The organism is Pannonibacter anstelovis (assembly GCF_036881715.1).
GTDB lineage: Bacteria > Pseudomonadota > Alphaproteobacteria > Rhizobiales > Stappiaceae > Pannonibacter > Pannonibacter anstelovis.
The window spans coordinates 180,878-201,380 of record NZ_JBAKBF010000006.1 but is presented as its reverse complement, the minus strand read 5'-3'; the positions used below and the strand labels follow the sequence as shown (position 1 = coordinate 201,380).

The window sequence follows — 20,503 nt, the reverse complement described above, 5'->3', positions numbered from 1 at the left end:
AGACAAACCTGCCTTCCTTCAGGAGAAGACAATGAAGCTTTTCAGAACCGCGTTTGCCGCCGGTCTGTTGTCGCTGACGGCCCTGACTGCGCCGGTCACGCTGCCGGCCCATGCTGCAACGCCGGGCTCGGCCCTCGTCGTTGCGCAGAACATCGATGATATCGTCACCATCGACCCGGCGACCGCCTACGAGTTCTCCTCCGGCGAATATGTCGTCAATGTCTACAACCAGCTTGTCCAGTATGACGCAGTGGACACCACCACGTTGGCGCCGGGCCTTGCCAGCGAATGGGCGATTGACGCGGACAACAAGACCATCGTCTTCACCCTGCGTGATGGTGTGAAGTTCCATTCCGGCAATCCGCTTCGCGGTGAAGATGTGCTGGGATCGTGGAAGCGCGTTCTGGTCCTCAATAAGGCCCCCGCCTTCATTCTCGCCAATCTTGGCTGGACCCCGGACAACATCGAAGAGATGGTGACCGTGGATGGCAACAAGGTCACCGTCCGCTATGCCGGCGATTTCTCGCCGCTCTTCGTGCTTAACGTTCTTGCTGCCCGTGTCGCCTCCGTGGTCGACATGGAAACGGTCATGTCGCATCAGGAAAATGATGATCTTGGCAATGCCTGGCTGAACAAGAACTCCGCCGGCACCGGTCCTTTCAAGCTGCGCGCCTACAAGCCCTCCGAAATGCTGGCGCTGGAAAGCAACCCGGACTACTGGGGCGGGGCACCGGCCATGAAGCAGGTCGTCATACGTCATGTGGCGGAAGCGGCCACCCAGCGCCTGCTGCTGGAATCCGGCGATGTGGATATGGCGAAGAACCTGACGCCCGATCAGGTGTCGGGCCTTGAAGGCAAGTCTGACATCAAGGTCGAGACCTATCCGCAGGCCGCCGTTCACTGGATTTCCTTCAACCAGAAGACCGAGGCTCTGACCAGCAAGGCCCTGTGGGAGGCTTCGCGCTATCTCGTCGATTATGACGGCATGGCCAGCACCTTCCTGAAGGGCCAGATGATGGTGCATCAGGCCTTCTGGCCGGAAGGCTTCCCCGGCGCGGTCAATGACACGCCGTTCAAGTATGATCTGGAAAAGGCGAAGAAGATCCTCGCCGATGGCGGGGTAAAGCTGCCGCTGACCATCCAGCTCGACGTGATCAACTCCAGCCCCTTCACCGACATGGCGCAGGCGCTGCAGTCGTCCTTCGCTCCGGCGGGTATCAACTTCGAGATCATCCCCGGCACCGGCGCACAGGTGATCACCAAGTACCGCGCCCGCACCCATCAGGGCATGCTGCTCTACTGGGGGCCGGACTTCATGGACCCGCATTCCAACGCCAAGGCCTTCGCCTATAACGCGGACAATTCGGACGACAAGTACGCCTCGACGACCACCTGGCGCAATGCCTGGATGCCGCCGAAGGAGATCAACGAAAAGACGATGGCCGCGCTGACCGAAAAGTCGCCGGAAAAGCGCCTCGAAATGTATGCAGAGCTGCAGAAGGCGATGCAGGCGGAAGCGCCCTTCGTCATCATGTTCCAGGCCGTGAAGCAGGTCGCCATGAACGGCAAGGTGCAAGGCTACGTCAACGGAGCGACGTCGGATTTCGTCTACTACCGTCTCGTGACCAAGAACTGAGGCAGCTTGCCTGAATGATATCCCGGAGGGCGGCAGGCTGCCCTTCGGGCATGCCGCTCAACCGCTGTCATCCCCGCGAAGGCGGGGATCCAGTACCCCAGGCATTCGCATCATGTGCGCCGGGCCTACTGGATCCCGGTGTTGCCGTTGCGCGTCAAACCGGGATGACACCGTTGAGATTCAAGGAAGATACACCACTACCTCCCGCCATTTCCTTTCTCATCCCAACGCCCCGGAAGTCCATCATGACCGCATCCCCCGATACCGTCTTTGCTGCCCTGCATGAGGCTGCCCGCACCGCCGTGGGCGCGCGCCTGTTCACGGTGACGGTTCTTGACCGCAAGGCAGGTCTCAGCCGCCGCGCTTATACCTCTCACCCCACTGACTATCCCACATCGGGCACCAAGCCGATGCGCTCGGATGGCTGGACCGATCTCGTGATCGGCGAGCAGAAGAGCTTTGTGGCCAACACGACGCCGGAATTCGCGGTCTATTTTTCCGATCACGCCCTCATCAACCAGCTCGGCTGTTACTCTGCAATGAACATACCCGTTTCAGACGGGGAGCAGGTCATGGGCACCGTCAACATTCTGGATGCCGAAGGGCATTTCACGCCTGAACGGGTGGCAAAGCTGGAGGCGCTGGTGGAAGAGCACCGTGCTGCTCTGCTGGAAGCCATGGCCCGCGTGCCAATGGAAGCCTGACGCCGGGTCCCGGCGGATCTGAAAACAAAAAGGGCAGCCGATGGGCCGCCCTTTTACGTTCGGGTCTGCCGCGTGTCTCAGGCGGCGCGGATCTCGGCGAAGAAGGCATCGATCCGCTGGCGCAGGTTGCCGGTCTGCTGGGTCAGCTGGGTGGCAACGTCGAGCAGCACCTGCGCGCTCTCGCCGGTTTCGCTGGCCCCGCGTGACACATGGCTCAGGGTTTCCGATACATTCTGCGTGCCGGTTGCCACTTCATGCACCGAACGGGAGATTTCGGTGGTGGCCCCGCTCTGCTGGGTCACGGCGGCGGAGATGTCGGTTGAGATATGCGTCATCTGACCGATGACATCTGCGATGCTGCCGATGGCCATGGCAGCCTGATTGGAGACGGCCTGCATCGCCTGAATCTGCGTGGCGATTTCTTCCGTCGCAGAAGCCGTCTGGTTGGCCAGAGACTTCACCTCCGTTGCCACGACGGCAAAGCCCTTTCCGGCATCACCAGCACGTGCCGCCTCAATGGTGGCATTGAGGGCCAGAAGGTTGGTCTGGGCGGCAATGTCATTGATAAGGCTGACGATCTGGCTGATCTTTTCCGTCGTCTGCACCAGGCTCTGGACGGTCTGGTTCGTTTGGGTGGCGGCATCCGACGCGCGGTTGGCGATCTCGTTGGAATGCTCGACGCGGCGGGCAATCTCGGCGATCGAGGAATTCAGCTCTTCAGAGGCAGCCGCAACAGAACGGACGTTTGCAGCAGCCTGCTCGGAAGCCGCAGCGGCCTGACTGGCGTTGTCCGAACTTGTTTCGGACGTCTGGGTCAGCTGGCGGGCGGTGGAGACAACGTTCTGCGTTGCCGATGTTACGGTCTGCAGGGCCGATCCCACCTCGGATGCGAAGGCGTTGATCATCCGGTCAACAGCCTCTGCACGCCGCTCCTTTGCTTTCTGTTCGGCGTGCTGGGCCGCTTCCAGGCGCTCGCGTTCCAGCGAATGCTCCTTGAACACCTGCACGGCCCCGGCGATCGCGCCGATCTCGTCATTGCGGCCAAGACCGGGAATGGCCACTGTGAGGTCACCTTCGGCGATCTGGCTCATCGCGCCGGTGATGCTGGACAGCGGACGGGCCAACCAGTTGCGGAACAGGGTGCCGATGATGCCCAGCATGATGGCAACGGCTGCGAGGGTCGCGATCAGCGTGGATTGGCGGAAGTCGGACAGTTCGGCAAAGGCCACGGCCTTGTCGATGGACATGGCAACATACCAGTCCACGCCCGGCAGGCCTGCAATCGGCTGGAAGCCAAGCAGCCGCGCGCCGTCATTGCTCTCCACATCCTGCATGGCACCGGTTGAAACCTGCGCGCCCGGATAGATGTCGGCGAGCGTCTTGCCGATCAGGTCCTGATTGGCATGGATCAGCACCTTGCCCGACTTGTCTGTGATGAATAGGTAGCCGAGATCCCCCAGATTGGCGTCCTTCAGCATCTGATCCAGCATCTGGATCGAGAAGTCGGAGCCGACGACGCCCACCAGCTGGCCACCCTGATAGCGCGGAGCGGCAGCAGTGATGTTCAGTTCACCCGAAGAGGCGGCGATATAGGGTTCGGTCAGTGTCAGCTTGCCGAAGGATGCAGCTGCCTTGTACCAGGGGCGCTTGCGCGGATCATAGCCTTCGGGAAGCGGTGAGGGCGGCCACTGGAAGAACTGGCCTTCCGAGTTGCCGTAGTAGGTCATCAGGAAGGTGGAAGTCAGCAGCGGGATGTCGAACTGTTCGGGCGCCATTTCGGAAGCTGGCTTTGCCCCCAGCGACTGCATGGCGAATTCGGTCAGCATGGTCCTGCCCGTCAGCCAGTTCGACACGCTCTTGGCGACGGAACTGCCCACCATCGACAGGTTGCTGTTCACGCGCTCTTCCGTCTGCTCGCGCATGACAATGTCGTTGTAGAGGGCGAAGATGGCGAAAATTCCAAGGATCGAGGCGGCAGTTGCCGCAAGGATCCTGGTCATGAGACTGCGGCGGCGGCCGGACGGGTCAATCTGCGTCATCGTCGTAGTTTCTCTCTGCCTGGTGGTCACTGTGATTCCGGTAGCTTCCTCCTTGGTACTATTTGACTGATGATGCTTAAAACTGCCTAAACGGTTGTGTCTTGTGTCCGTCACTTCCCTGCGCTTCGGAGTTTAATAGTAGTATTAAATAGTCAGCAGCGGGAATACGCGCCGAACTCAGCGGAATCAGGATTTTTCCTGACCTGGCTAACCTTGTGGTGGCGCAGAATGCAGTCTCATGCAGGTCGAGATAGCAGAGGCAAGGGAGCCTTGTGCAAACACGGCAATCGGCGCGCTGCCCTGGGCAGCGGCCGTGTAAATTCGTTCTGAGGCCTGTCATGAGCGGCAAGCGCCGCCAGTCCCAAAAGGAAAGCTTCAGCTCAGATGTGTCAGCTACGAAGAGAAGTGGCTTGCAGGCCGGACGTTATGCGTCCCCAAGGCTCTGCTCGCGGATTGCCCGGGCGCGTTTGGCAATGGCGGTCAGATTGTCTTCGTCCTCGTCCGGTTTTGCCTCCCGGCTGGCGCGGGACTGTTTGACCTCGATGAAGCCTGGCTCCTCCTGCTCCACCATGGAACGGGCAGAGCGCGGCAGCCCAAAGCGGTCGCGCAATTGCGTTATGATCTCTTCCGTGCCGCTGCCGGTTTCGAAGCTGCGGTAGGTGAGGGGGACGCGCTGCCCCGCGATGATCATCACCGGACGCTGCCAAACCTTGCGTGACATGAAATTGTGCAAGGGACCAGCTTTCTCGACAACGACATTTTCCAGGCTGGAAAGCTCATACCGTCCACTGCCGAGGAGGCGGCCGGAGGGCGTGCGGTGCTCCAGGAGCAGCTTGTTGCCATGCGTATCGAAAATGACACGGGTGCGGGCCGTCTGGAGGTGCAGCCGCAAAATGATGGAGCCGGAGATCAGGCTGGCGAGCACTGCCGGCCATATGCTGTTGGCCAGCAGGCTTCCCACGACACAGGCAGCCGCTCCGAACCCGATGATGACCATGGCGACGCGCGTCTGGGTCCGGTCATCATGAATGTATTCGGTACGCGTGGGGCTTGGTGACACCAGGTCCATGAGCGGCAAAGATCTCCGTAAAGAGGTCACAGGCAGCGTAGATTCGAGCCCGCACCAAAGGGTGCGGGACCGGATTCGGCAGGCCCTTGCTATATATGCTGATGAACCTTGCGGCAGGCTTGCGCCACAGCCCGGATTTCCGGTGTTTTGTACGAGCGCGTGCCTTGTCCGGTCCTGAACCGGCGACGCGCGCGATCATAGAAGGTCCCGAGAGAGATGAGGCGCAGTTGGGGCTGTCCGGGGGGCTCCCGGACAGCGGGTTGGGATGCATGTCTTGCGCCGCAAAGGCTTGCGCACTTCAAGGCGCGATGCGTCAGCCGATGACAAGCCGCCCGTCAAGGCGGGCGCCGGTTTCTGCTGAAATGACCTTCAGGTCACGAATATGAGCAATGATCTCGTTGCGGTACACGAGGCCGGTATGATCATAATCCAGCTTGCGAAGATCCATGCTGGGAATATCGCCGGGAACACCGCCAGAGACCGGCTTGCCGTTCCATGCTTCTCCAAAGGCTCCGAGTGACACATAGGTATTGAAGGCGACCTTGAAGGTCTTGTCGAGCACGCTGCCGATGGGTGTGCCGGCGATCGTGACGTCCACTGCCTTGGCCTGCGCGGCCGAGGCCCCGAGGTCAACCCTGTAGCGCAGGGCGCTTGAGAAATGCAGAAGACCGCGGGACACAAACTGGGTGAGATCCAGTGTGCCCGCCGCCAGTTCCTCTGGCCGGACGAAGCGCTTGGCATTGTTGTCCAGCATCTCGAGGATCTGCGCACCGGTCATGGTGGCTACATGCACATTGTCCGCATAGGGCATGACATCATACCAGGCCTTGAACGTTAGCGGCCCCTGGTTGATTCCGGTCTGCAGTCCGGTGGCATTGAAGAGAGCAATGTCGATCTGGCCTCCCGGGAACGTCGAGGAGCGCTGGACCAGGGCGTCATTCATGAAATTGGCGATGGCCACTTCACGGATATAGCGGTCTGCGAGTGTGCGCTCGGTCGAGACGAGCTCATCATCGCTGACCTGACCGATCTCCTCGGCAAGCTTGGATTCGAGAGCCTTCAACAGCGGCGCGATGGTTTCTGCCTCGAAGGCAGCGTCATAGTCCCCCTCATGCTCCAGGGAGGCATAGGAGGGCTCATCCGCCTTGACGCGATCGTCACGGTTCTTGACCGGATGCAGGCTCACGGACGAGAACCAGGCCTTGCGGCCGTTCTCGGCCGCGATGGACATGCTGATGTCGCCCAGGAACTTGCCGTTGGCTTCTGCCTGCGCAATGAGAACGCCCTCGACAACGTTGTCCGTGTCGATGCCGCTGTTGTTGAGCATGGTATGAGAGTGGCCGCCAAGCAGTACAATCGGCTTGCTGGTCAAAGGACCGGCCGCAGCTGCTATGTCCAGGTCGCCTTCGCCGATCATGCGTGCCGCACCGGCCTTGCCTGACCGGTGCGAGCCTGAACCAAAGCCGCAGTGAGACAGTATCACCACGACGTCACAAACCTCGGCGACAGCGGGCAGCACGTTGCGGATGGCCGCCACCGGGCTTGCGACGGCAAGGCTGGGGTCGGAGGGCTGGCCAACACGGGTGTCCACGGCAGTGGTCAGGCCGATGAAGCCGACGCGAAGACCCTTGGCCTCGGCAATCGCGGCACAGACATAGTCCTCATCGCGGTCGAGGAAGGCCGAGCCATGCACATTGGCCGAGAGCACGGGGAAGGTGGCATCGCGCTTCAGCCCCATGCGCAGCAGCTCTGCGCCACGGTCAAATTCGTGATTGCCAAGAACGGCGATGTCGAGCCCGGCGGCAGAATAGGCGCGGTATGCCGGATCGGTGACGAAGTCTTCCGGGGACCAGCCGACAAGTTCGTCAAACACCGAACCGGTGTGATCATCGCCGACGGATACAAAGAACACAGCTTCCGAGTCGCTGGCTGCGGCGCGCGTCTCGCGAACCATCTTGACCATCTGGGACAGGCGGTGCGTGTCGCCCTTCTTGCTGTGCTGGTCGGTCAGGTGGTTGTGCATGTCGTTGAAATGCATCAGGCGAAGCACACGGCGCTCGCCCGGAGCGAGCGATGGGGCAGGCACCGGATTGCCGGTTTCCGTGACGATGGTGCGGACTGGACCGGCCAGAGGATCGCCCTTGAGCAGGAAGAGGCGCTCGAATGCCCCCTTGGGATTCGGGACGGCCGGGCTCATCAGCAGTTCGCCAGGACCCGCAGCCGCATTGGCGCGGAAGACGATCATCGTGGACAATGCGGCGAGGCCGGCCGCTGCCGTAGTCGACTTGAGGAAGTCACGGCGGCTCATGTTTTGTTCAGTCGTAGACATGAGATCTACTCTCCTGGGTAGTACTCGCGAAATAGCGGGCCGCGAAGAGCTATGATCTGTGATTGAACTTAATGTGACAGGTTTGCCGAAGTTATGTATTTGAAATATATTTTTCCAGTTGAATAAATACAACCTCCATCTGTGGCTTTATTTAATTAGATGGCTTTCAATTCATCAGTTGTGCTGGTTGAGGTGCCAAACAGCTTTTCAAATTCCTGCCGCAGAACAATATCGACCTCGGGAAGCGTCACCGGCAGGCCCAGATCGACAAGGCTGGTCACTCCGTGCTGGGCCACGCCGCAGGGCACAATGCCGGAAAAATGCTCCAGATCCGGATCGACGTTCAGGCTGATGCCGTGGAAGGTGACCCACTTGCGCACACGGATGCCGATGGCCGCGATCTTGTCTTCCACGTCCGGCCCCTTGTCCGGGCGCCGAACCCATACGCCGACCCGGTCCTCCCGCCGCTCGCCGCGCACGTGATGCTGCCAGAGCGAGCCGATGACCCAGGCTTCCAGCGCCGCGACGAAGGCGCGGATATCCTGCCGTCGGCGCTTGAGGTCCAGCATCACATAGGCAATGCGCTGGCCCGGCCCGTGGTAGGTATATTGCCCGCCGCGCCCGGCGTCATAGACAGGGAACCGGTCCGGCATCAGCAGGTCCTCGCGCCTTGCACTGGTGCCAGCCGTGTAAAGGGGAGGGTGCTCCAGCAGCCAGACGCATTCATTTGCCTCGCCCGCCGCAATCGCTTCGACGCGCTTCTCCATGAAGGCCATGGCCTCCTCGTAGGGGACAGGCTCGTCAGATATGCGCCACTCCACTGCCGGGCTGCCGGGCAGTGGATGAAAATCGGGGACGAGTTCGGAACGGCCGGTGATCTGCATGGGGTCAGGCTGCATTGGCGGTGGCTTTGCGCCCTGTGGTCAGGCTAAACTGGTGTCGAGGCAAAGTGCCGGGAGCGGCGGCCCAGGCCCCGGAACAGGGGCAAGGCCGTCAAGACAGCAGACTTGTACAGGCGGAAGTCCGGACGGAAAAGCAAAATGGCCACATTCGATGACATTACCGTCGACATTTCCGTGGTGCTGGGCACAACACAGATGCCGGTTCATCAGTTGCTGCGCATGGGCCGCGGTGCGGTGATCGACCTGGATGTCGCCGAAGAGGACGATGTGAAGATCTACGCCAACAACACGCTGGTGGCCAAGGGCCAGGTGGTGCTTCTGGGCGAGAGGATCGGCATTTCCATTACAGAGGTGCTCATGCGCGCGCCGGAAGCCCGGCCTATGCGCACAGACGGGCCATTGTGAGGCAGGCAGACCGCCGGTGGATTCTCTTTGCCATGCCTCTGGTTTGTCCTCGAAATCCCTTGAGTTTCCGGGGGTTGGTAGAAAAGTTACCCACAGGCTCACGGCATTTTCGGGTAGATTGAAAATAATGCAGTGATGCCCCTTGCGCCCCAGAATCCGATTTGCTACATGGGGCGCCTCGACGCTGATTGCGGCGGGGAAATGAAGAAATCGCGGTCGTGGCGGAATTGGTAGACGCGCAGCGTTGAGGTCGCTGTGGGGCAACCCGTGGAAGTTCGAGTCTTCTCGACCGCACCATTTCTTCAAAAGGCTGACAGCCGCCGGTGGGAAACCTCGGCGGCTTTATGCTTTTCTGGCGCGGGTTTGTGTTCCCGCTTCCTTGCCTTAAGGTCGCAGTGCCGGAGCCGCATCAAGGCGCGGCTTCATCTTGCGAAAAGGCGGCTTCATGAGCAAATGGCGCTGGATATTGCAGCAATACGGCCAGCGGCTTTGGGTGCGCGTCTGGTTCTTCTGTCTGGCCGCCGTGGGTGTGGCTCTGTGCGGCGCGATGGTGGACAAGGCTGGCAGTCTGCCGCGCTTCATACAGGTAGAAGCGGAGGCTGTTTCGGGCATTCTGGACATTCTCGCCAGCAGCATGCTCGCCGTGACCACCTTCTCTCTGTCCATCATGGTGTCTGCCTATTCGGCGGCAGCCAGCTCCACCACGCCGCGTGCCAACAAGCTGATGCTGAGGGACAATACCTCACAGAATGCACTGTCCGTTTTCATCGGCGCCTTTCTGTTCAGCCTGGCGGGAATCATCGGGCTTTCCAGCGGACTTTATGGCGGCGGCGGGCGGCTGGTACTGTTTCTGGCGACGCTTGGTGTGGTCGTTCTGATCGTCGTGGTGCTGATCGGCTGGATCAACTACCTGTCGAGGCTGGGCCGTGTGGGGGAGACAATCGACCTTGTGGAGCGCGCTACCGCAGGCGCCATGCGCGCCCGCGGGCTTGCCCCCTGTCTTGGCGGGTGCCCGATGGACGCGGAAGCAGGCCTGCCCCATGGAAAGCCGCTGCTCTCACCCGCAATCGGGTACATTCAGTACATCGATATGGCTGGACTGTCGCGGATTGCCGAGGACCGCAAGCTGGACGTCCATCTCCAGGTTTTGCCGGGGCATTTCAACGACAGTGTCCAACCGCTGATGCATGTGACCGGCAATGCGGACGAGGAGGCCTGCGCAGCGCTTATTGCAGCCGTCACCATTGGTGATGAGCGCTCATTCGATCAGGACCCGCGCTTCGGGCTTGTAGTCCTGAGCGAAATTGCCTGCCGCGCCCTGTCTCCGGCCGTGAATGATCCCGGAACGGCAATCGACGTGATTGGAACGGGTCTCCGGCTGATGGGCCAATGGCTTGATATGGATCGCGCGCAGGACGGCAAGGTCGAGTTTCCGCGTGTCCATGTTCCTGCCTTGAGGCTTTGCGACATGTTCGAGGATCTCTTCTGGGGCATCGCCCGGGATGGCGCGTTGAATGTGGCGATTGGCGTCCGGTTGCAGAAAGCCTTTCTTGCCCTGGCACAGATGGAGGGCGGGAAGGCTGCTCAGGAGGCGGCGCTTCTCTCCAGGATTGCCTGCCAGTTTTCCGATGCTGCGCTCGTGATTGAGGCTGACCGGAAACGCGTTGGTGAAATTGCTGCGGAGGTGCAGGTGGCTGCGGAAGGCAAGGCGGTGGCATGAGACGGGTGATGACGGGAGTTCTTCTTCTGATGCTTGGCGGCATGCTGGCCGGTTTCGTGTCGGCTGCGCAGCGGCGCAACATGCAGAAGTCGCCAGAGGAGCTCTACAGTCTTGGCTGTGATCAGCTCTGGTACCTGCGCGAGAAGATCCGGGCAGAGGGCGGCGTCTGCCCAAGAGGCGACCGGGAACTGAGGGCCTTCTTCCGCAACAAGAGATGCCTGTCTCCGGACGAGGGGATTCTCGCCTCCGAGGTGCGGGATTATCTGGCCAGTGTCCGGCAGGTTGAAGCTGCCAAGGGCTGTCAGCCAGGGTGATCCGGCCAGTCTGTCTGCAGCAATGGTGCAGTGCCGCAACCGCCGTGTGAAAACTCCCGGTGGACGCTTGAAATTGTCCGGTTTTCAATAGCCAAAGCAGCACAAGACCGCTAGGTGTGAGGCGCGGGCCGCTGCCTCCGGTCCGATGGGTGCGCATGACAGGAGGGAGCCATGACTGACGCCGGCAAAAACGACGCAGGACCTGAGTTTGCCCCTGATTCCATGCCAAATCCCTCCAACTTGCCGGAGGGGAATGACGTCAGGCCGTTTCATGACGCAGAGATCCCAGTCCATGGTGAAGATGGCTGGCTGAACGAAGCCTTCATCAGGGCTGTCGCCGAAGCTGTTGCAGCGCAGGATAGCGAATCCGTGCGCGCGCTTGCCGGTGATCTGCATGAAGCTGATGTCGGCGAGCTGATTGACGCTCTGCCAGAGGCTGAACGCCCGGTCTTCGTGCGTCTCATGGGCGACCTGTTCGACTATGCCGCCCTGACGGAAATGGACGAGGCAGTGCGCGTCCGCCTGCTGGAGGAGCTGCCCGCAGCCGACATTGCCGAGGGGCTTGGCGAGCTTGATTCGGATGATGCGGTCTACATCCTCGAGGATCTGGATGCGGAAGATCAGGCCGCCATTCTGGATGAGCTGCCGCTGTCCGAGCGCGTTCAGCTGGAACGTGCGCTCGATTATCCCGAAGACAGCGCCGGCCGGCGCATGCAGTCCGATTTCATTGCCGTGCCGCCATTCTGGACGGTCGGGCAGACCATCGACTACATGCGCGAAGACAAGGATCTTCCCGATACCTTTTACGAGATCTACGTGGTCGATCCGGGCTTCCGGCTGGCCGGTGCCGTGGCGCTGGACAAGATCCTGCGGACGCAGCGCGCAGCCAAGGTGTCCGACATCATGCAGGACGACCTCAAGCGCGTCCGGGCAACTGACGATCAGGAGGAGGTCGCACGCCTCTTCGAACGCTACAACCTCGTGGCTACGGCTGTTGTTGATGACAGTGACCGTCTTGTCGGCGTGCTGACCGTCGATGACATCGTGGACGTGATCCAGGAAGAGGCTGAAGAGGACATGCGCGCCCTTGGCGGTGTGGGTGACGAAGAGATTTCGGACACCGTGATCACCATCGCCCGCTCGCGCATCGTCTGGCTGATCGTCAACCTCGGCACTGCTCTTCTGGCGGCCAGCGTGATTTCTGTTTTTGAAGATACGATCCAGGCCATGGTGGCGCTGGCGGTGCTGATGCCCATTGTCGCGTCCATGGGAGGAAATGCGGCCACCCAGACCATGACGGTCGCCGTGCGCGCGCTGGCGACGCAGGAGCTGGACACCCGCAACATCTGGCGCGTGTTGCGCCGTGAGGTGATGGTGAGCTTTATCAACGGCACAGCGCTTGCGGTGCTGGTGGGCGTGACGGCGGCTGTCTGGTTCGAGATGCCGGGCCTTGGCATTGTCATTGCGTCAGCCATCATGGTCAATCTTGTCTGCGCCGGGCTGGGCGGATTGCTGATCCCCGTGACGCTGGACCGGCTGAAGGCGGATCCGGCCATAGCGTCCAGCGTGTTCGTGACCATGGTCACGGACGTGATTGGCTTCTTTGCCTTCCTCGGCATTGCTGCGCTCTGGTTCAAATTGCCTCTTTGATTTTTTTGTAATTCATTGAAATTAAAACATATAAATAATCTGATTGACTTTGACGTAAACGTCCATGAAGCTGATTGCAAGATGGAGGCTTCATGGAACCGCGGCTCTACACGATCACCCAGCTGACGCAGGAGTTCGGGATCACGACCCGCACCTTGCGCTTCTATGAGGCGCAAGGTCTGATCACGCCGCAGCGGCGCGGCCGCCAGCGGCTTTACAAGCCTGCAGACCGGACGCGGCTGAAGCTCATCCTGCGCGGCAAGCGCCTCGGTTTCTCGCTGACCGAAATCAGCGAAATCATCGGCATGTACGGCAAGGCCCCGGGGGAGGCCGGGCAGCTGCAGCTGCTCATGCGCAAGATTGCCGAACGGCGGGCAGAGCTGGAAGAAAAGCGCAATGACATCGAGCTGACGCTTGCTGAACTGACCGAAGTCGAGCGCGGCTGTCTGGCGCGTTTGGATGAACTGGGCGTTCAGCCGGATACGAATTGAGGATCGTCAACCGGGAGGAGGAACCATGACAGCATTCGAGCCGCGTGATCCGCTCTGGGAGGAGAGGGTCCGCAGGAGCTTCGCCCGTCAGCCCTTCATGGGCCATCTGGGCGCAAGCCTCAGCCATCTTGCGCCCGGCGAAGTGGATATCGAGATGCCGCACCGGAGCGAGTTGACCCAGCAGCACGGCTTCTTTCATGCTGGCTCCACGACGTCGATTGCCGACAGCGCCGCCGGCTATGCCGCCCTGTCACTCTATCCCGCGGGCACCGGCGTGCTCAGCACAGAATTCAAGATCAACCTGCTCAATCCCGGCAAGGGCGAGAAGCTGGTGGCGCGGGGGCGCGTCATCAAGCCGGGCCGCACGCTGACCATCTGCCGCTCGGATGTCTATGGCGTGACCGGAGACAGGGAAATCCACGTGGCCACCGGGTTGTTCTCGATGATCTGCCTTGAGGGCGTCGAGGACTAGGCATCAGCCAGGCAAGTGAGGAACGATGACGCAAGCAGCAATCACCATCCGCCCGCTTCAACCTGAGGACCGTGCTGAATGGGCGGAGCTCTGGAAAGCCTATCTCGCGTTCTACGAAACCGAAAAGCCGCAGTCGCAATATGACCTCACCTGGTCGCGGCTGATGATGCCCAACGAGGACCCGCATGGGCTCTGTGCCGTGGATGAGGCTGGCCGGCTGGTTGGCATCGTCCACTACATCTTTCACCGGTCCTGCTGGACCGAAGGCCCTTACTGCTACCTGCAGGATCTTTACGCCGACCCGTCCGTGCGCGGGCAGGGCGTGGGCCGGGCGCTGATCGAGGCGGTCTATGCCGCAGCCGATGCCAAGGGGACGTCCTACGTCTACTGGCTGACCCAGGAATTCAACACTACGGCCCGCCTGCTCTACGACCGGGTCGGCAATGCCACCCCTTTCATCAAATACACCCGCTGAACGGCCGGGAGGGCCGGGCGACTGGAGGAAAAGCCCATGATCCGCAACGACTTTCCGTCATTCAATTTCAACCTCGGCGAGACCGCCGACATGCTGCGTGACAGCGTGCGCTCCTATGCGCAGGACCGCATCGCGCCGCTCGCGGCCCGGATCGACCGGGACGACTGGTTTCCGCGTGAGCTGTGGCCCGAGATGGGAGACCTCGGCCTGCATGGCATCACCGTGGAAGAGGAGTGGGGCGGGGCAGGGCTTGGCTATCTGGAGCACTGCATCGCCATGGAAGAGGTGAGCCGTGCTTCGGGCTCCATTGGCCTGTCCTACGGCGCCCATTCCAACCTCTGCGTCAACCAGCTGCGCCGCTGGGGCAATGAGGATCAGAAGAAGCGGTATCTCGGCAAGCTGATCACCGGTGAGCATGTGGGCGCGCTTGCCATGTCCGAGCCGGGTGCCGGCTCGGATGTGGTGTCCATGAAGCTGAGGGCTGACAAGAAGGGTGACCGCTATGTGCTCAATGGCACCAAGATGTGGATCACCAACGGGCCCTGCGCCGATACGCTGATCGTCTATGCCAAAACAGATCCGGCCGCTGGTTCGCGTGGCATCACGGCTTTCCTCATCGAGAAGGGCTTCAAGGGTTTCTCGGTGGCGCAGAAGCTGGACAAGCTGGGTATGCGCGGCTCCGAGACCGGAGAGCTCGTTTTTGAGAACTGCGAAGTGCCGGAGGAAAATGTGCTGGCCGAGGTGGGCAAGGGCGTCAACGTGCTCATGTCCGGCCTTGATTATGAGCGTGCGGTCCTTGCGGCGGGCTGCATCGGGCTGATGCAGGCGGCGATGGATGTGGTCATCCCCTACGTTCACGAGCGCCAGCAGTTCGGCGCCCCCATCGGCACTTTCCAGCTGGTGCAGGGCAAGGTGGCGGACATGTATGTGACCATGAACGCGACCAAGGCCTATGTCTATGCCGTGGCGCAAGCCTGTGACAGGGGCGAGACCACGCGCGAGGATGCGGCTGGCGCCATCCTTTATGCTGCCGAAAACGCGACGAAAGTGGCGCTGGATGCAATTCAGCTGCTGGGCGGCAACGGTTACATCAATGACTATCCGACGGGCCGCCTGCTGCGTGATGCCAAGCTCTACGAGATTGGAGCGGGGACAAGCGAAATCCGCCGCATGCTGATCGGCCGGGAGATTTTCAACAAGACCGCGTGAAAGGTCGAGGCTGGGAGCAGCTAACTGCGGCCGCAAGGGGCAGTGTTGCCCCAGCCTTGATTCAGTGGATGATGAAAAAAATATAACAGGCTGAACTGATTTAACTTATTGCTAAAAATTACGAGCCTAACTTGCCCCTGAATAAGGTCCAGGGGTTTGGTTTGACCATTGATACTCCGTCAATGCTGGTTGTGTTCGCCTGCCTGTTTTTAGCTGGCGGTCTTCAGCTCTTCCGTCAGTGGCGCATTGAACGTGAGCATACGGGTGTTCTGTTATGGTCTGTCAGTCTGTTTGTGCGGGCGCCGGGCTTTGGTTTGCTGGCGTCACGTGAGAGCCTGACAGGGCTTTGGGTGCTTCACCTGGGGCATTCTCTGCTGTGTCTGGGGGCAGGCCTTGGCTACGCGGCAACCCGTCATTTCTCGGGCCGTCAAACATCGCTGCTTGCCATCCTAAGCCCTATCATCTTGTGGAATGCCCTCTGCATCATTCCCGGGTTTCTCGAGAACGTGACGCTGCGCCTGACGTCGCTTTCTTTCATCCTCATGTTCGTTTCTGCCCTCACGGCGTTCGAGTTTCAGCGTGCATTACTGCTGACAAGGCATGCGCGCGTTGTCTTCGTAGTTCTCTTTAGTGCTGCGGCGGTTATGCATGGGGCACGCATGGCCCTCATGGTTTCCGCCCCCGAGACGGCACAGTATTTTTCCGCCTTAGGTGCGCATGGGAGTATCTTTCAGTTCCTCGTGGCAATCCTTCTTTCGTCGGCTGCTATTCTGGCAGGAGCAATGCTGTTTCATCATGGACATCTGCAGGATCTCCGGCGTCAGGCTGAGGAGGATGTTCTCACTGGCCTCTTGAACCGGGGCGCTTTCCGCAGCGCAGCTTCGTCAGCACTTGAAGCAGCCCGCCGGGAAGGCATGCCTGTTTGCATGATCCTGTGCGACATTGATCACTTCAAGACCGTCAACGACCGTTTCGGCCATGCTGGTGGCGATACTGTGCTGCAGGCCTTCAGCCAGTTGATGCGGGACCGGCTGGGGCCGCATGGATTGACTGGCCGCATTGGCGGTGAGGAATTTGCCTGTCTTCTGACGGGCGAGGCCGCACACGCAGCATATGGGCTGGCCGAAGGGCTTCGTGTGCATACCCGCGTTCTGTCCATGCTGGGCGGCGCCCCCGATTTCAGGATCACCGTGTCCACCGGTATCGGCATCATGCCGGTGGAGGCCGCCGATGTGGATGGTCTCCTGCAGCGCGCAGACTGGGCGCTTTATGCTGCAAAACGCAGGGGCCGCGATTGTGTCGAGGTTGACGGCCAGCACGGCAGGAATTCCGCAGGCGGCCAGGATGCCGGGTTATCGTCATCCATTGTCCGCGCTGAAACCTGTGACTATTTGCCGGGCGCGCAGTCCTGAAGATAGCCGCCGTTGTTGCCCAGTTGATAACCCTTGTGTGTCTAAATGCGTGTCTTCATTGCGGGGCGGCAACGCTTCGCTTAAGTATGGGCCTATGAGAACCCGTGCCGGCCCTGCCGGCGCACCGTGACAATGGAGCTTTCCTGCGCATGAGCAATTATATGAATCCGGTGCCGGCCCGTCTCGATGATGACGAGGACGAGAAGACCAAGACGCCGCAGTCGGTTCAGGTCGACAAGCATCTGTTCGATGCGCGTACCGTCCTCATCACCGGGCCGATTACCCAGGAACTGGCCCGTGACGTCTGCGCCCGCCTGCTGGCTCTGGCTCAGGTTTCCGGCGACCCGATCACGGTGATCGTGTCCTCTCCGGGTGGCCACGTCGAATCTGGCGACATGATCCACGACACCATCCGATTCATCCGCCCGGAAGTCCGTATCCTTGGCATGGGCTGGGTGGCGAGTGCTGGCGCGCTGATCTATGTGTCGGTGCCGAAAGAGCGCCGCTATTGCACCAAGAACACCCGTTTCCTGCTTCATCAACCGTCCGGCGGTGCCGGCGGCATGGCGACTGACATCGAGATCCAGGCCCGCGAAATCATCAAGATGCGCGACCGCCTGAACCAGATCTTTGCCGATGCCACCGGCCAGCCGATCGAGCGTATCGAGAAGGACACCGACCGTGACTACTGGATGAGCCCGGAAGAGGGCATCGCCTATGGCCTCGTCGGCAAGGTCGTCAGCAGCGCTGATGAAGTGAAGTAATCAGGGCTCTCGCCCTGACAAGCGAAAGCCGCCGGTTCTGCCGGCGGCTTTTTGCATTCGGGAGGGTGATCAGAAGGATCGCGCCTGTAACTGGGGCCGTTCCTGCATCTGTGCGGGATGCGGCTGACGAACCGCATGATGACGGATCTGCTCCAGCGCAGCATGCACCTGCGGCCGCAGCCCGGCCGTTTGCGGACGTAGCGTCAATTCCTCTATGAACATGTCCCGCACCTCGTCAAAGGCCGAATGGGAGTTGCAGATATACGAGAAGGCGTGGTGAATGGCTGGCCCTTCGTAGAACGGTGCGCCGCCAAACAGGAAGATCAGGAACTCCGTCAGATCCTCGCGAAGCAACTCGGCCTGATGCGGCAGCATGACGTCTGATGGCCGCGAGGTGTTCTGCAGACGCACATTCAGAACCTGCCGCACCGCACGCTCGATGACGGAACGTCCGCCCAGTTCGATATAAAGTGTCATGATCTCTGCCCTTGCTGAAATGCCCAGTGTTCAGCCGGGGAAGAGAGTGCGTCAGGTGGCTTTGCAGGCCTGTGATTTGGGTCACGGCTTGCAGCAATCCTTTAAAATTGTCAGAAATGACAGACTTAGGCGCATCGGGCAGGGGATCTCCCTTCTTCTTGAGGTTTTTGCCATGCGGCAGTCAGTGCGATGCGCTACAAGCGGCGCGGGGCGGTCACAGGAGCGAGGCGGACGCGGACATGGAACTGGCTGAGAACGTATTTTTCTATCTTTCCAAGATTGCCTTCTTTTTCATGCGTCCGTCGAATTTCATCCTGCTCGTTTTCTGTGCGGGTTTTGTCTGCCTGCTTGTCTCCCGTCTGCGCAAGACCGGGGTTTTTCTCAGCGGAGCCGGCATCTTTCTCTATCTTCTGGTTGGCCTTTCGCCCTTTGGCAACATCATCACCATTCCGCTGGAGGACAGATTTCCCGCCCCGGAAACGCTTCCGGACGAGGTAAGCGCCATCATCGTGCTGGGCGGCGCGCTCGACACGACGATTTCAAGCTCAAGGCCCTATCCCGGGATCACCATGGCGGCCGAACGCCTCACGGTGGTGCCTGAGCTGGCACGGCGCTATCCGCAGGCGAAGGTTGTCCATTCGGGCGGGGAGGGCCTGCTCTTTGCCAGCGCCACGACCGAGGCCGTAGCGGCGGAGCGCGTGTTTGAAGGCTTCGGCATCGATACGAAGCAGATCGTGATGGAAGACCGCTCACGCAACACCTGGCAGAACGCGGTGGAAACACGTGCTCTGCTGTCGCCGCAGCCGGGCGAAAAGTTCCTGCTGGTGACGTCTGCCTATCACATGCCGCGCGCCATGGGCGTGTTCCGGCAGGCGGGCTGGGAAGGCGTCATCGCTTATCCGGTCGACTGGCGTACCCGTGGCCCGCAAGATTTCTGGCGCCCGTTCGGCTCGTCATCCGAGGGCTTTCTGCGAGTTGATATCGCCGTCAAGGAATGGGTCGGCCTCGCCGTATACTGGCTGAGCGGACGCAGTTCGTCCCTTTTCCCCTCGCCTGAAGATCTGTAAAGCTGGTGTGAACGCACTGGTGAAGCGCTAGCCATCTTCCCAACGCGGCCCCGGGCTCCTATCTTGATGACTTGATAGCCGGATACGGAGACTCCCATGTCTTTCGAGGCGCCGCTTGCTGCGGCTGACATTATTCAGTGGCTTTATGGCGAAGCGGTCGAGGTGCAGGACAGCCAGGAGCTGGTCCGCCACCTGGGGCAGCGTCTGCGGGAAGCACGCATCCCGGTCGACAGGATCAGCACTGGCATTGCCTTGCTGCATCCCAATGTGCGGGCCGAAAGCGCCTTGTGGACCAGTGACGGCCACACGGAACTGCGCCGCTACATGGAAGCGCCTGATCTTCAGGCGTCCTATGACCGCAGCCCGCTCAAGGTCGTCTACATGGAGGGCCGGTCTGTCCGCATTAAGGTGACGCCCGAGCCGGAGGAGGGGGAATACGGCATTCTGCCCGAACTGAGGGAGGGGGGCTTCAAGGACTACATTGCCATGCCGATGCCCTTCTCGGACGGCACCACAAAAGCCCTGACGCTGGCAACCCGGTCTGAAGCCGGTTTTACGCCCGCCCATCTTGCCGTATTCGAGTCCATCGCCCGGCCGTTGGGACTGATCTGCGAGCTGAACACCCTGCGGCGGACGGCGTCAACGCTTCTCGACACCTATGTGGGGCCACGTGCCGGGTCCCGCGTGCTGCAGGGCAGCATCAAGCGCGGCGGCGGGGAATTGATCTCGGCAGTGATCAGCTTCGCTGACCTGCGCGGCTTTACGAGCCTGTCCAACCGGCTGCCAGGTGAAAAGCTGATCGAGCTGCTCAACACCTATTTTGGCGCGATGGCCTCAGCCGTCGAGGCGCAGGGCGGTGAGGTGCTGAAGTTCATCGGTGATGAGGTGATGGCAATCTTCCCCTATGAAACAGCGGATGAGGCACGGGAAGCCTCGCGGCGGGCCGTCTTTGCGGCAAAGGACGCCGTGATGCGCATCGCCGAAGTGAACCAGAACTGCTGTGCAGAAAACCCCGAAATCAGGGTGGGTATCGCGCTGCATGCCGGTGATGTGTTCTTCGGCAATGTGGGCAGCGAAACGCGGCTGGATTTCACCGTCGTCGGCCCCGCTGTCAATCTCGCCTCGCGCATTGCCGGTCTTGCCAAGGCCCTCGACCGGGAAATCCTCGCCTCGGAAACCGTTGCCGGAATGCTGGGGTGCCAGAACGGAAAGGTCGGCACCTATTATGTGAAGGGGTTCGACGAGCCGGTTTCGGTCTTCTCTCCGCCACTTGACCGTTCTCCCTGCGCGGCAAGTCCCTGCAGCGATGCCATGACAGCCGTCCGGGCGTTTGACGCGAACTGACGGCGCAGCAGCACGGCGACAACG

Annotated in this window: 19 protein-coding genes and 1 tRNA gene; 15 read left to right on the top strand and 5 right to left on the bottom strand. The window is 60.7% G+C overall.

Annotated elements, in window-relative coordinates; all coding sequences use genetic code 11:
• Nucleotides 1-31 precede the first annotated feature (31 nt).
• A complete protein-coding gene (locus V6L75_RS11620) occupies nucleotides 32-1,636 on the top strand; it encodes an ABC transporter substrate-binding protein (protein ID WP_334251681.1) in 1,605 nt (534 codons plus the stop codon).
• Between the two features lie 245 nt (nucleotides 1,637-1,881).
• A complete protein-coding gene (locus tag V6L75_RS11615) occupies nucleotides 1,882-2,340 on the top strand; it encodes a GAF domain-containing protein (RefSeq protein ID WP_334251680.1) in 459 nt (152 codons plus the stop codon).
• A 77-nt stretch (nucleotides 2,341-2,417) separates the two neighbouring features.
• Here V6L75_RS11615 and V6L75_RS11610 read toward each other — a convergent pair whose 3' ends face one another.
• The 4 genes from V6L75_RS11610 to lipB form a co-directional block, all read right to left on the bottom strand.
• Nucleotides 2,418-4,379: a methyl-accepting chemotaxis protein gene (locus V6L75_RS11610; RefSeq protein WP_334251679.1), complete on the bottom strand. Its 1,962-nt coding sequence runs from the start codon at nucleotides 4,377-4,379 to the stop codon at nucleotides 2,418-2,420.
• Nucleotides 4,380-4,803: 424 nt separating this feature from the next.
• On the bottom strand, nucleotides 4,804-5,448 hold the full coding sequence (locus V6L75_RS11605) for a hypothetical protein (RefSeq protein WP_334251678.1): 645 nt from the start codon (nucleotides 5,446-5,448) through the stop codon (nucleotides 4,804-4,806).
• Nucleotides 5,449-5,761: 313 nt separating this feature from the next.
• Nucleotides 5,762-7,777, bottom strand: coding sequence for a bifunctional metallophosphatase/5'-nucleotidase (locus tag V6L75_RS11600; RefSeq protein ID WP_334251677.1), 2,016 nt, complete (start codon nucleotides 7,775-7,777; stop codon nucleotides 5,762-5,764).
• A gap of 155 nt (nucleotides 7,778-7,932) precedes the next feature.
• Nucleotides 7,933-8,661 carry a lipoyl(octanoyl) transferase LipB gene (gene lipB / locus V6L75_RS11595; RefSeq protein WP_334251676.1) on the bottom strand — a complete coding sequence of 243 codons (729 nt, stop codon included), beginning with the start codon at nucleotides 8,659-8,661 and terminating at the stop codon, nucleotides 7,933-7,935.
• 156 nt (nucleotides 8,662-8,817) lie between these two features.
• Between lipB and V6L75_RS11590 the strand changes: the two genes are divergently transcribed.
• From V6L75_RS11590 to V6L75_RS11540, 11 genes are all read left to right on the top strand, one after another.
• A complete protein-coding gene (locus V6L75_RS11590; RefSeq protein WP_334251675.1) occupies nucleotides 8,818-9,084 on the top strand; it encodes a FliM/FliN family flagellar motor switch protein in 267 nt (88 codons plus the stop codon).
• 212 nt (nucleotides 9,085-9,296) lie between these two features.
• Nucleotides 9,297-9,381, top strand: a tRNA-Leu gene (locus tag V6L75_RS11585).
• Nucleotides 9,382-9,529: 148 nt separating this feature from the next.
• A complete protein-coding gene (locus tag V6L75_RS11580) occupies nucleotides 9,530-10,804 on the top strand; it encodes a DUF2254 domain-containing protein (protein ID WP_334251674.1) in 1,275 nt (424 codons plus the stop codon).
• Nucleotides 10,805-10,812: 8 nt separating this feature from the next.
• Nucleotides 10,813-11,118, top strand: a complete 306-nt coding sequence (locus V6L75_RS11575; RefSeq protein WP_334251673.1) for a YARHG domain-containing protein — start codon at nucleotides 10,813-10,815, stop codon at nucleotides 11,116-11,118.
• 171 nt (nucleotides 11,119-11,289) lie between these two features.
• Entirely contained in the window at nucleotides 11,290-12,768 is a 1,479-nt protein-coding gene (gene mgtE, locus V6L75_RS11570; protein ID WP_334251672.1) for a magnesium transporter, read from the top strand.
• A 92-nt stretch (nucleotides 12,769-12,860) separates the two neighbouring features.
• Nucleotides 12,861-13,259 (top strand): MerR family transcriptional regulator, encoded by a 399-nt coding sequence (locus tag V6L75_RS11565; protein ID WP_334251670.1) that lies wholly within the window; start codon nucleotides 12,861-12,863, stop codon nucleotides 13,257-13,259.
• 25 nt (nucleotides 13,260-13,284) lie between these two features.
• Nucleotides 13,285-13,731, top strand: coding sequence for a PaaI family thioesterase (locus V6L75_RS11560; protein ID WP_334251669.1), 447 nt, complete (start codon nucleotides 13,285-13,287; stop codon nucleotides 13,729-13,731).
• A 25-nt stretch (nucleotides 13,732-13,756) separates the two neighbouring features.
• Nucleotides 13,757-14,206, top strand: coding sequence for a GNAT family N-acetyltransferase (locus V6L75_RS11555; RefSeq protein ID WP_334251668.1), 450 nt, complete (start codon nucleotides 13,757-13,759; stop codon nucleotides 14,204-14,206).
• A gap of 36 nt (nucleotides 14,207-14,242) precedes the next feature.
• Nucleotides 14,243-15,415 carry an isovaleryl-CoA dehydrogenase gene (locus tag V6L75_RS11550; protein WP_334251667.1) on the top strand — a complete coding sequence of 391 codons (1,173 nt, stop codon included), beginning with the start codon at nucleotides 14,243-14,245 and terminating at the stop codon, nucleotides 15,413-15,415.
• Nucleotides 15,416-16,197: 782 nt separating this feature from the next.
• Nucleotides 16,198-16,827 (top strand): GGDEF domain-containing protein, encoded by a 630-nt coding sequence (locus tag V6L75_RS11545; RefSeq protein ID WP_334251666.1) that lies wholly within the window; start codon nucleotides 16,198-16,200, stop codon nucleotides 16,825-16,827.
• A 149-nt stretch (nucleotides 16,828-16,976) separates the two neighbouring features.
• Complete coding sequence (locus V6L75_RS11540; RefSeq protein ID WP_334251665.1) at nucleotides 16,977-17,591, top strand: ATP-dependent Clp protease proteolytic subunit; 615 nt, start codon at nucleotides 16,977-16,979, stop codon at nucleotides 17,589-17,591.
• A 69-nt stretch (nucleotides 17,592-17,660) separates the two neighbouring features.
• On the opposite strand, the gene V6L75_RS11535 is transcribed toward V6L75_RS11540, so the two are convergent.
• Nucleotides 17,661-18,068 carry a hypothetical protein gene (locus V6L75_RS11535; protein ID WP_334251664.1) on the bottom strand — a complete coding sequence of 136 codons (408 nt, stop codon included), beginning with the start codon at nucleotides 18,066-18,068 and terminating at the stop codon, nucleotides 17,661-17,663.
• A gap of 239 nt (nucleotides 18,069-18,307) precedes the next feature.
• On the opposite strand from V6L75_RS11535, the gene V6L75_RS11530 reads away from it, so the two are divergent.
• Nucleotides 18,308-19,135: a YdcF family protein gene (locus V6L75_RS11530; RefSeq protein WP_334251663.1), complete on the top strand. Its 828-nt coding sequence runs from the start codon at nucleotides 18,308-18,310 to the stop codon at nucleotides 19,133-19,135.
• A gap of 96 nt (nucleotides 19,136-19,231) precedes the next feature.
• Entirely contained in the window at nucleotides 19,232-20,479 is a 1,248-nt protein-coding gene (locus V6L75_RS11525) for an adenylate/guanylate cyclase domain-containing protein (protein ID WP_425498752.1), read from the top strand.
• The last annotated feature ends 24 nt before the right edge of the window (nucleotides 20,480-20,503 follow it).

Excerpts from the sequence above, each read along its gene's own strand:
- lipB (WP_334251676.1), bottom strand. The coding sequence starts at position 8,661 with ATGCAGATCACCGGCCGTTCCGAACTCGTCCCCGATTTTCATCCACTG.
- V6L75_RS11545 (WP_334251666.1), top strand. The coding sequence starts at position 16,198 with ATGCTGTTTCATCATGGACATCTGCAGGATCTCCGGCGTCAGGCTGAG.
- V6L75_RS11575 (WP_334251673.1), top strand. The coding sequence starts at position 10,813 with ATGACGGGAGTTCTTCTTCTGATGCTTGGCGGCATGCTGGCCGGTTTC.
- V6L75_RS11590 (WP_334251675.1), top strand. The coding sequence starts at position 8,818 with ATGGCCACATTCGATGACATTACCGTCGACATTTCCGTGGTGCTGGGC.
- V6L75_RS11540 (WP_334251665.1), top strand. The coding sequence starts at position 16,977 with ATGAGCAATTATATGAATCCGGTGCCGGCCCGTCTCGATGATGACGAG.
- V6L75_RS11605 (WP_334251678.1), bottom strand. The coding sequence starts at position 5,448 with ATGGACCTGGTGTCACCAAGCCCCACGCGTACCGAATACATTCATGAT.
- V6L75_RS11550 (WP_334251667.1), top strand. The coding sequence starts at position 14,243 with ATGATCCGCAACGACTTTCCGTCATTCAATTTCAACCTCGGCGAGACC.
- V6L75_RS11565 (WP_334251670.1), top strand. The coding sequence starts at position 12,861 with ATGGAACCGCGGCTCTACACGATCACCCAGCTGACGCAGGAGTTCGGG.
- V6L75_RS11535 (WP_334251664.1), bottom strand. The coding sequence starts at position 18,068 with ATGACACTTTATATCGAACTGGGCGGACGTTCCGTCATCGAGCGTGCG.
- V6L75_RS11560 (WP_334251669.1), top strand. The coding sequence starts at position 13,285 with ATGACAGCATTCGAGCCGCGTGATCCGCTCTGGGAGGAGAGGGTCCGC.
- V6L75_RS11600 (WP_334251677.1), bottom strand. The coding sequence starts at position 7,777 with ATGTCTACGACTGAACAAAACATGAGCCGCCGTGACTTCCTCAAGTCG.
- V6L75_RS11530 (WP_334251663.1), top strand. The coding sequence starts at position 18,308 with ATGGAACTGGCTGAGAACGTATTTTTCTATCTTTCCAAGATTGCCTTC.
- V6L75_RS11555 (WP_334251668.1), top strand. The coding sequence starts at position 13,757 with ATGACGCAAGCAGCAATCACCATCCGCCCGCTTCAACCTGAGGACCGT.
- V6L75_RS11580 (WP_334251674.1), top strand. The coding sequence starts at position 9,530 with ATGAGCAAATGGCGCTGGATATTGCAGCAATACGGCCAGCGGCTTTGG.
- V6L75_RS11525 (WP_425498752.1), top strand. The coding sequence starts at position 19,232 with ATGTCTTTCGAGGCGCCGCTTGCTGCGGCTGACATTATTCAGTGGCTT.
- V6L75_RS11610 (WP_334251679.1), bottom strand. The coding sequence starts at position 4,379 with ATGACGCAGATTGACCCGTCCGGCCGCCGCCGCAGTCTCATGACCAGG.
- mgtE (WP_334251672.1), top strand. The coding sequence starts at position 11,290 with ATGACTGACGCCGGCAAAAACGACGCAGGACCTGAGTTTGCCCCTGAT.
- V6L75_RS11620 (WP_334251681.1), top strand. The coding sequence starts at position 32 with ATGAAGCTTTTCAGAACCGCGTTTGCCGCCGGTCTGTTGTCGCTGACG.
- V6L75_RS11615 (WP_334251680.1), top strand. The coding sequence starts at position 1,882 with ATGACCGCATCCCCCGATACCGTCTTTGCTGCCCTGCATGAGGCTGCC.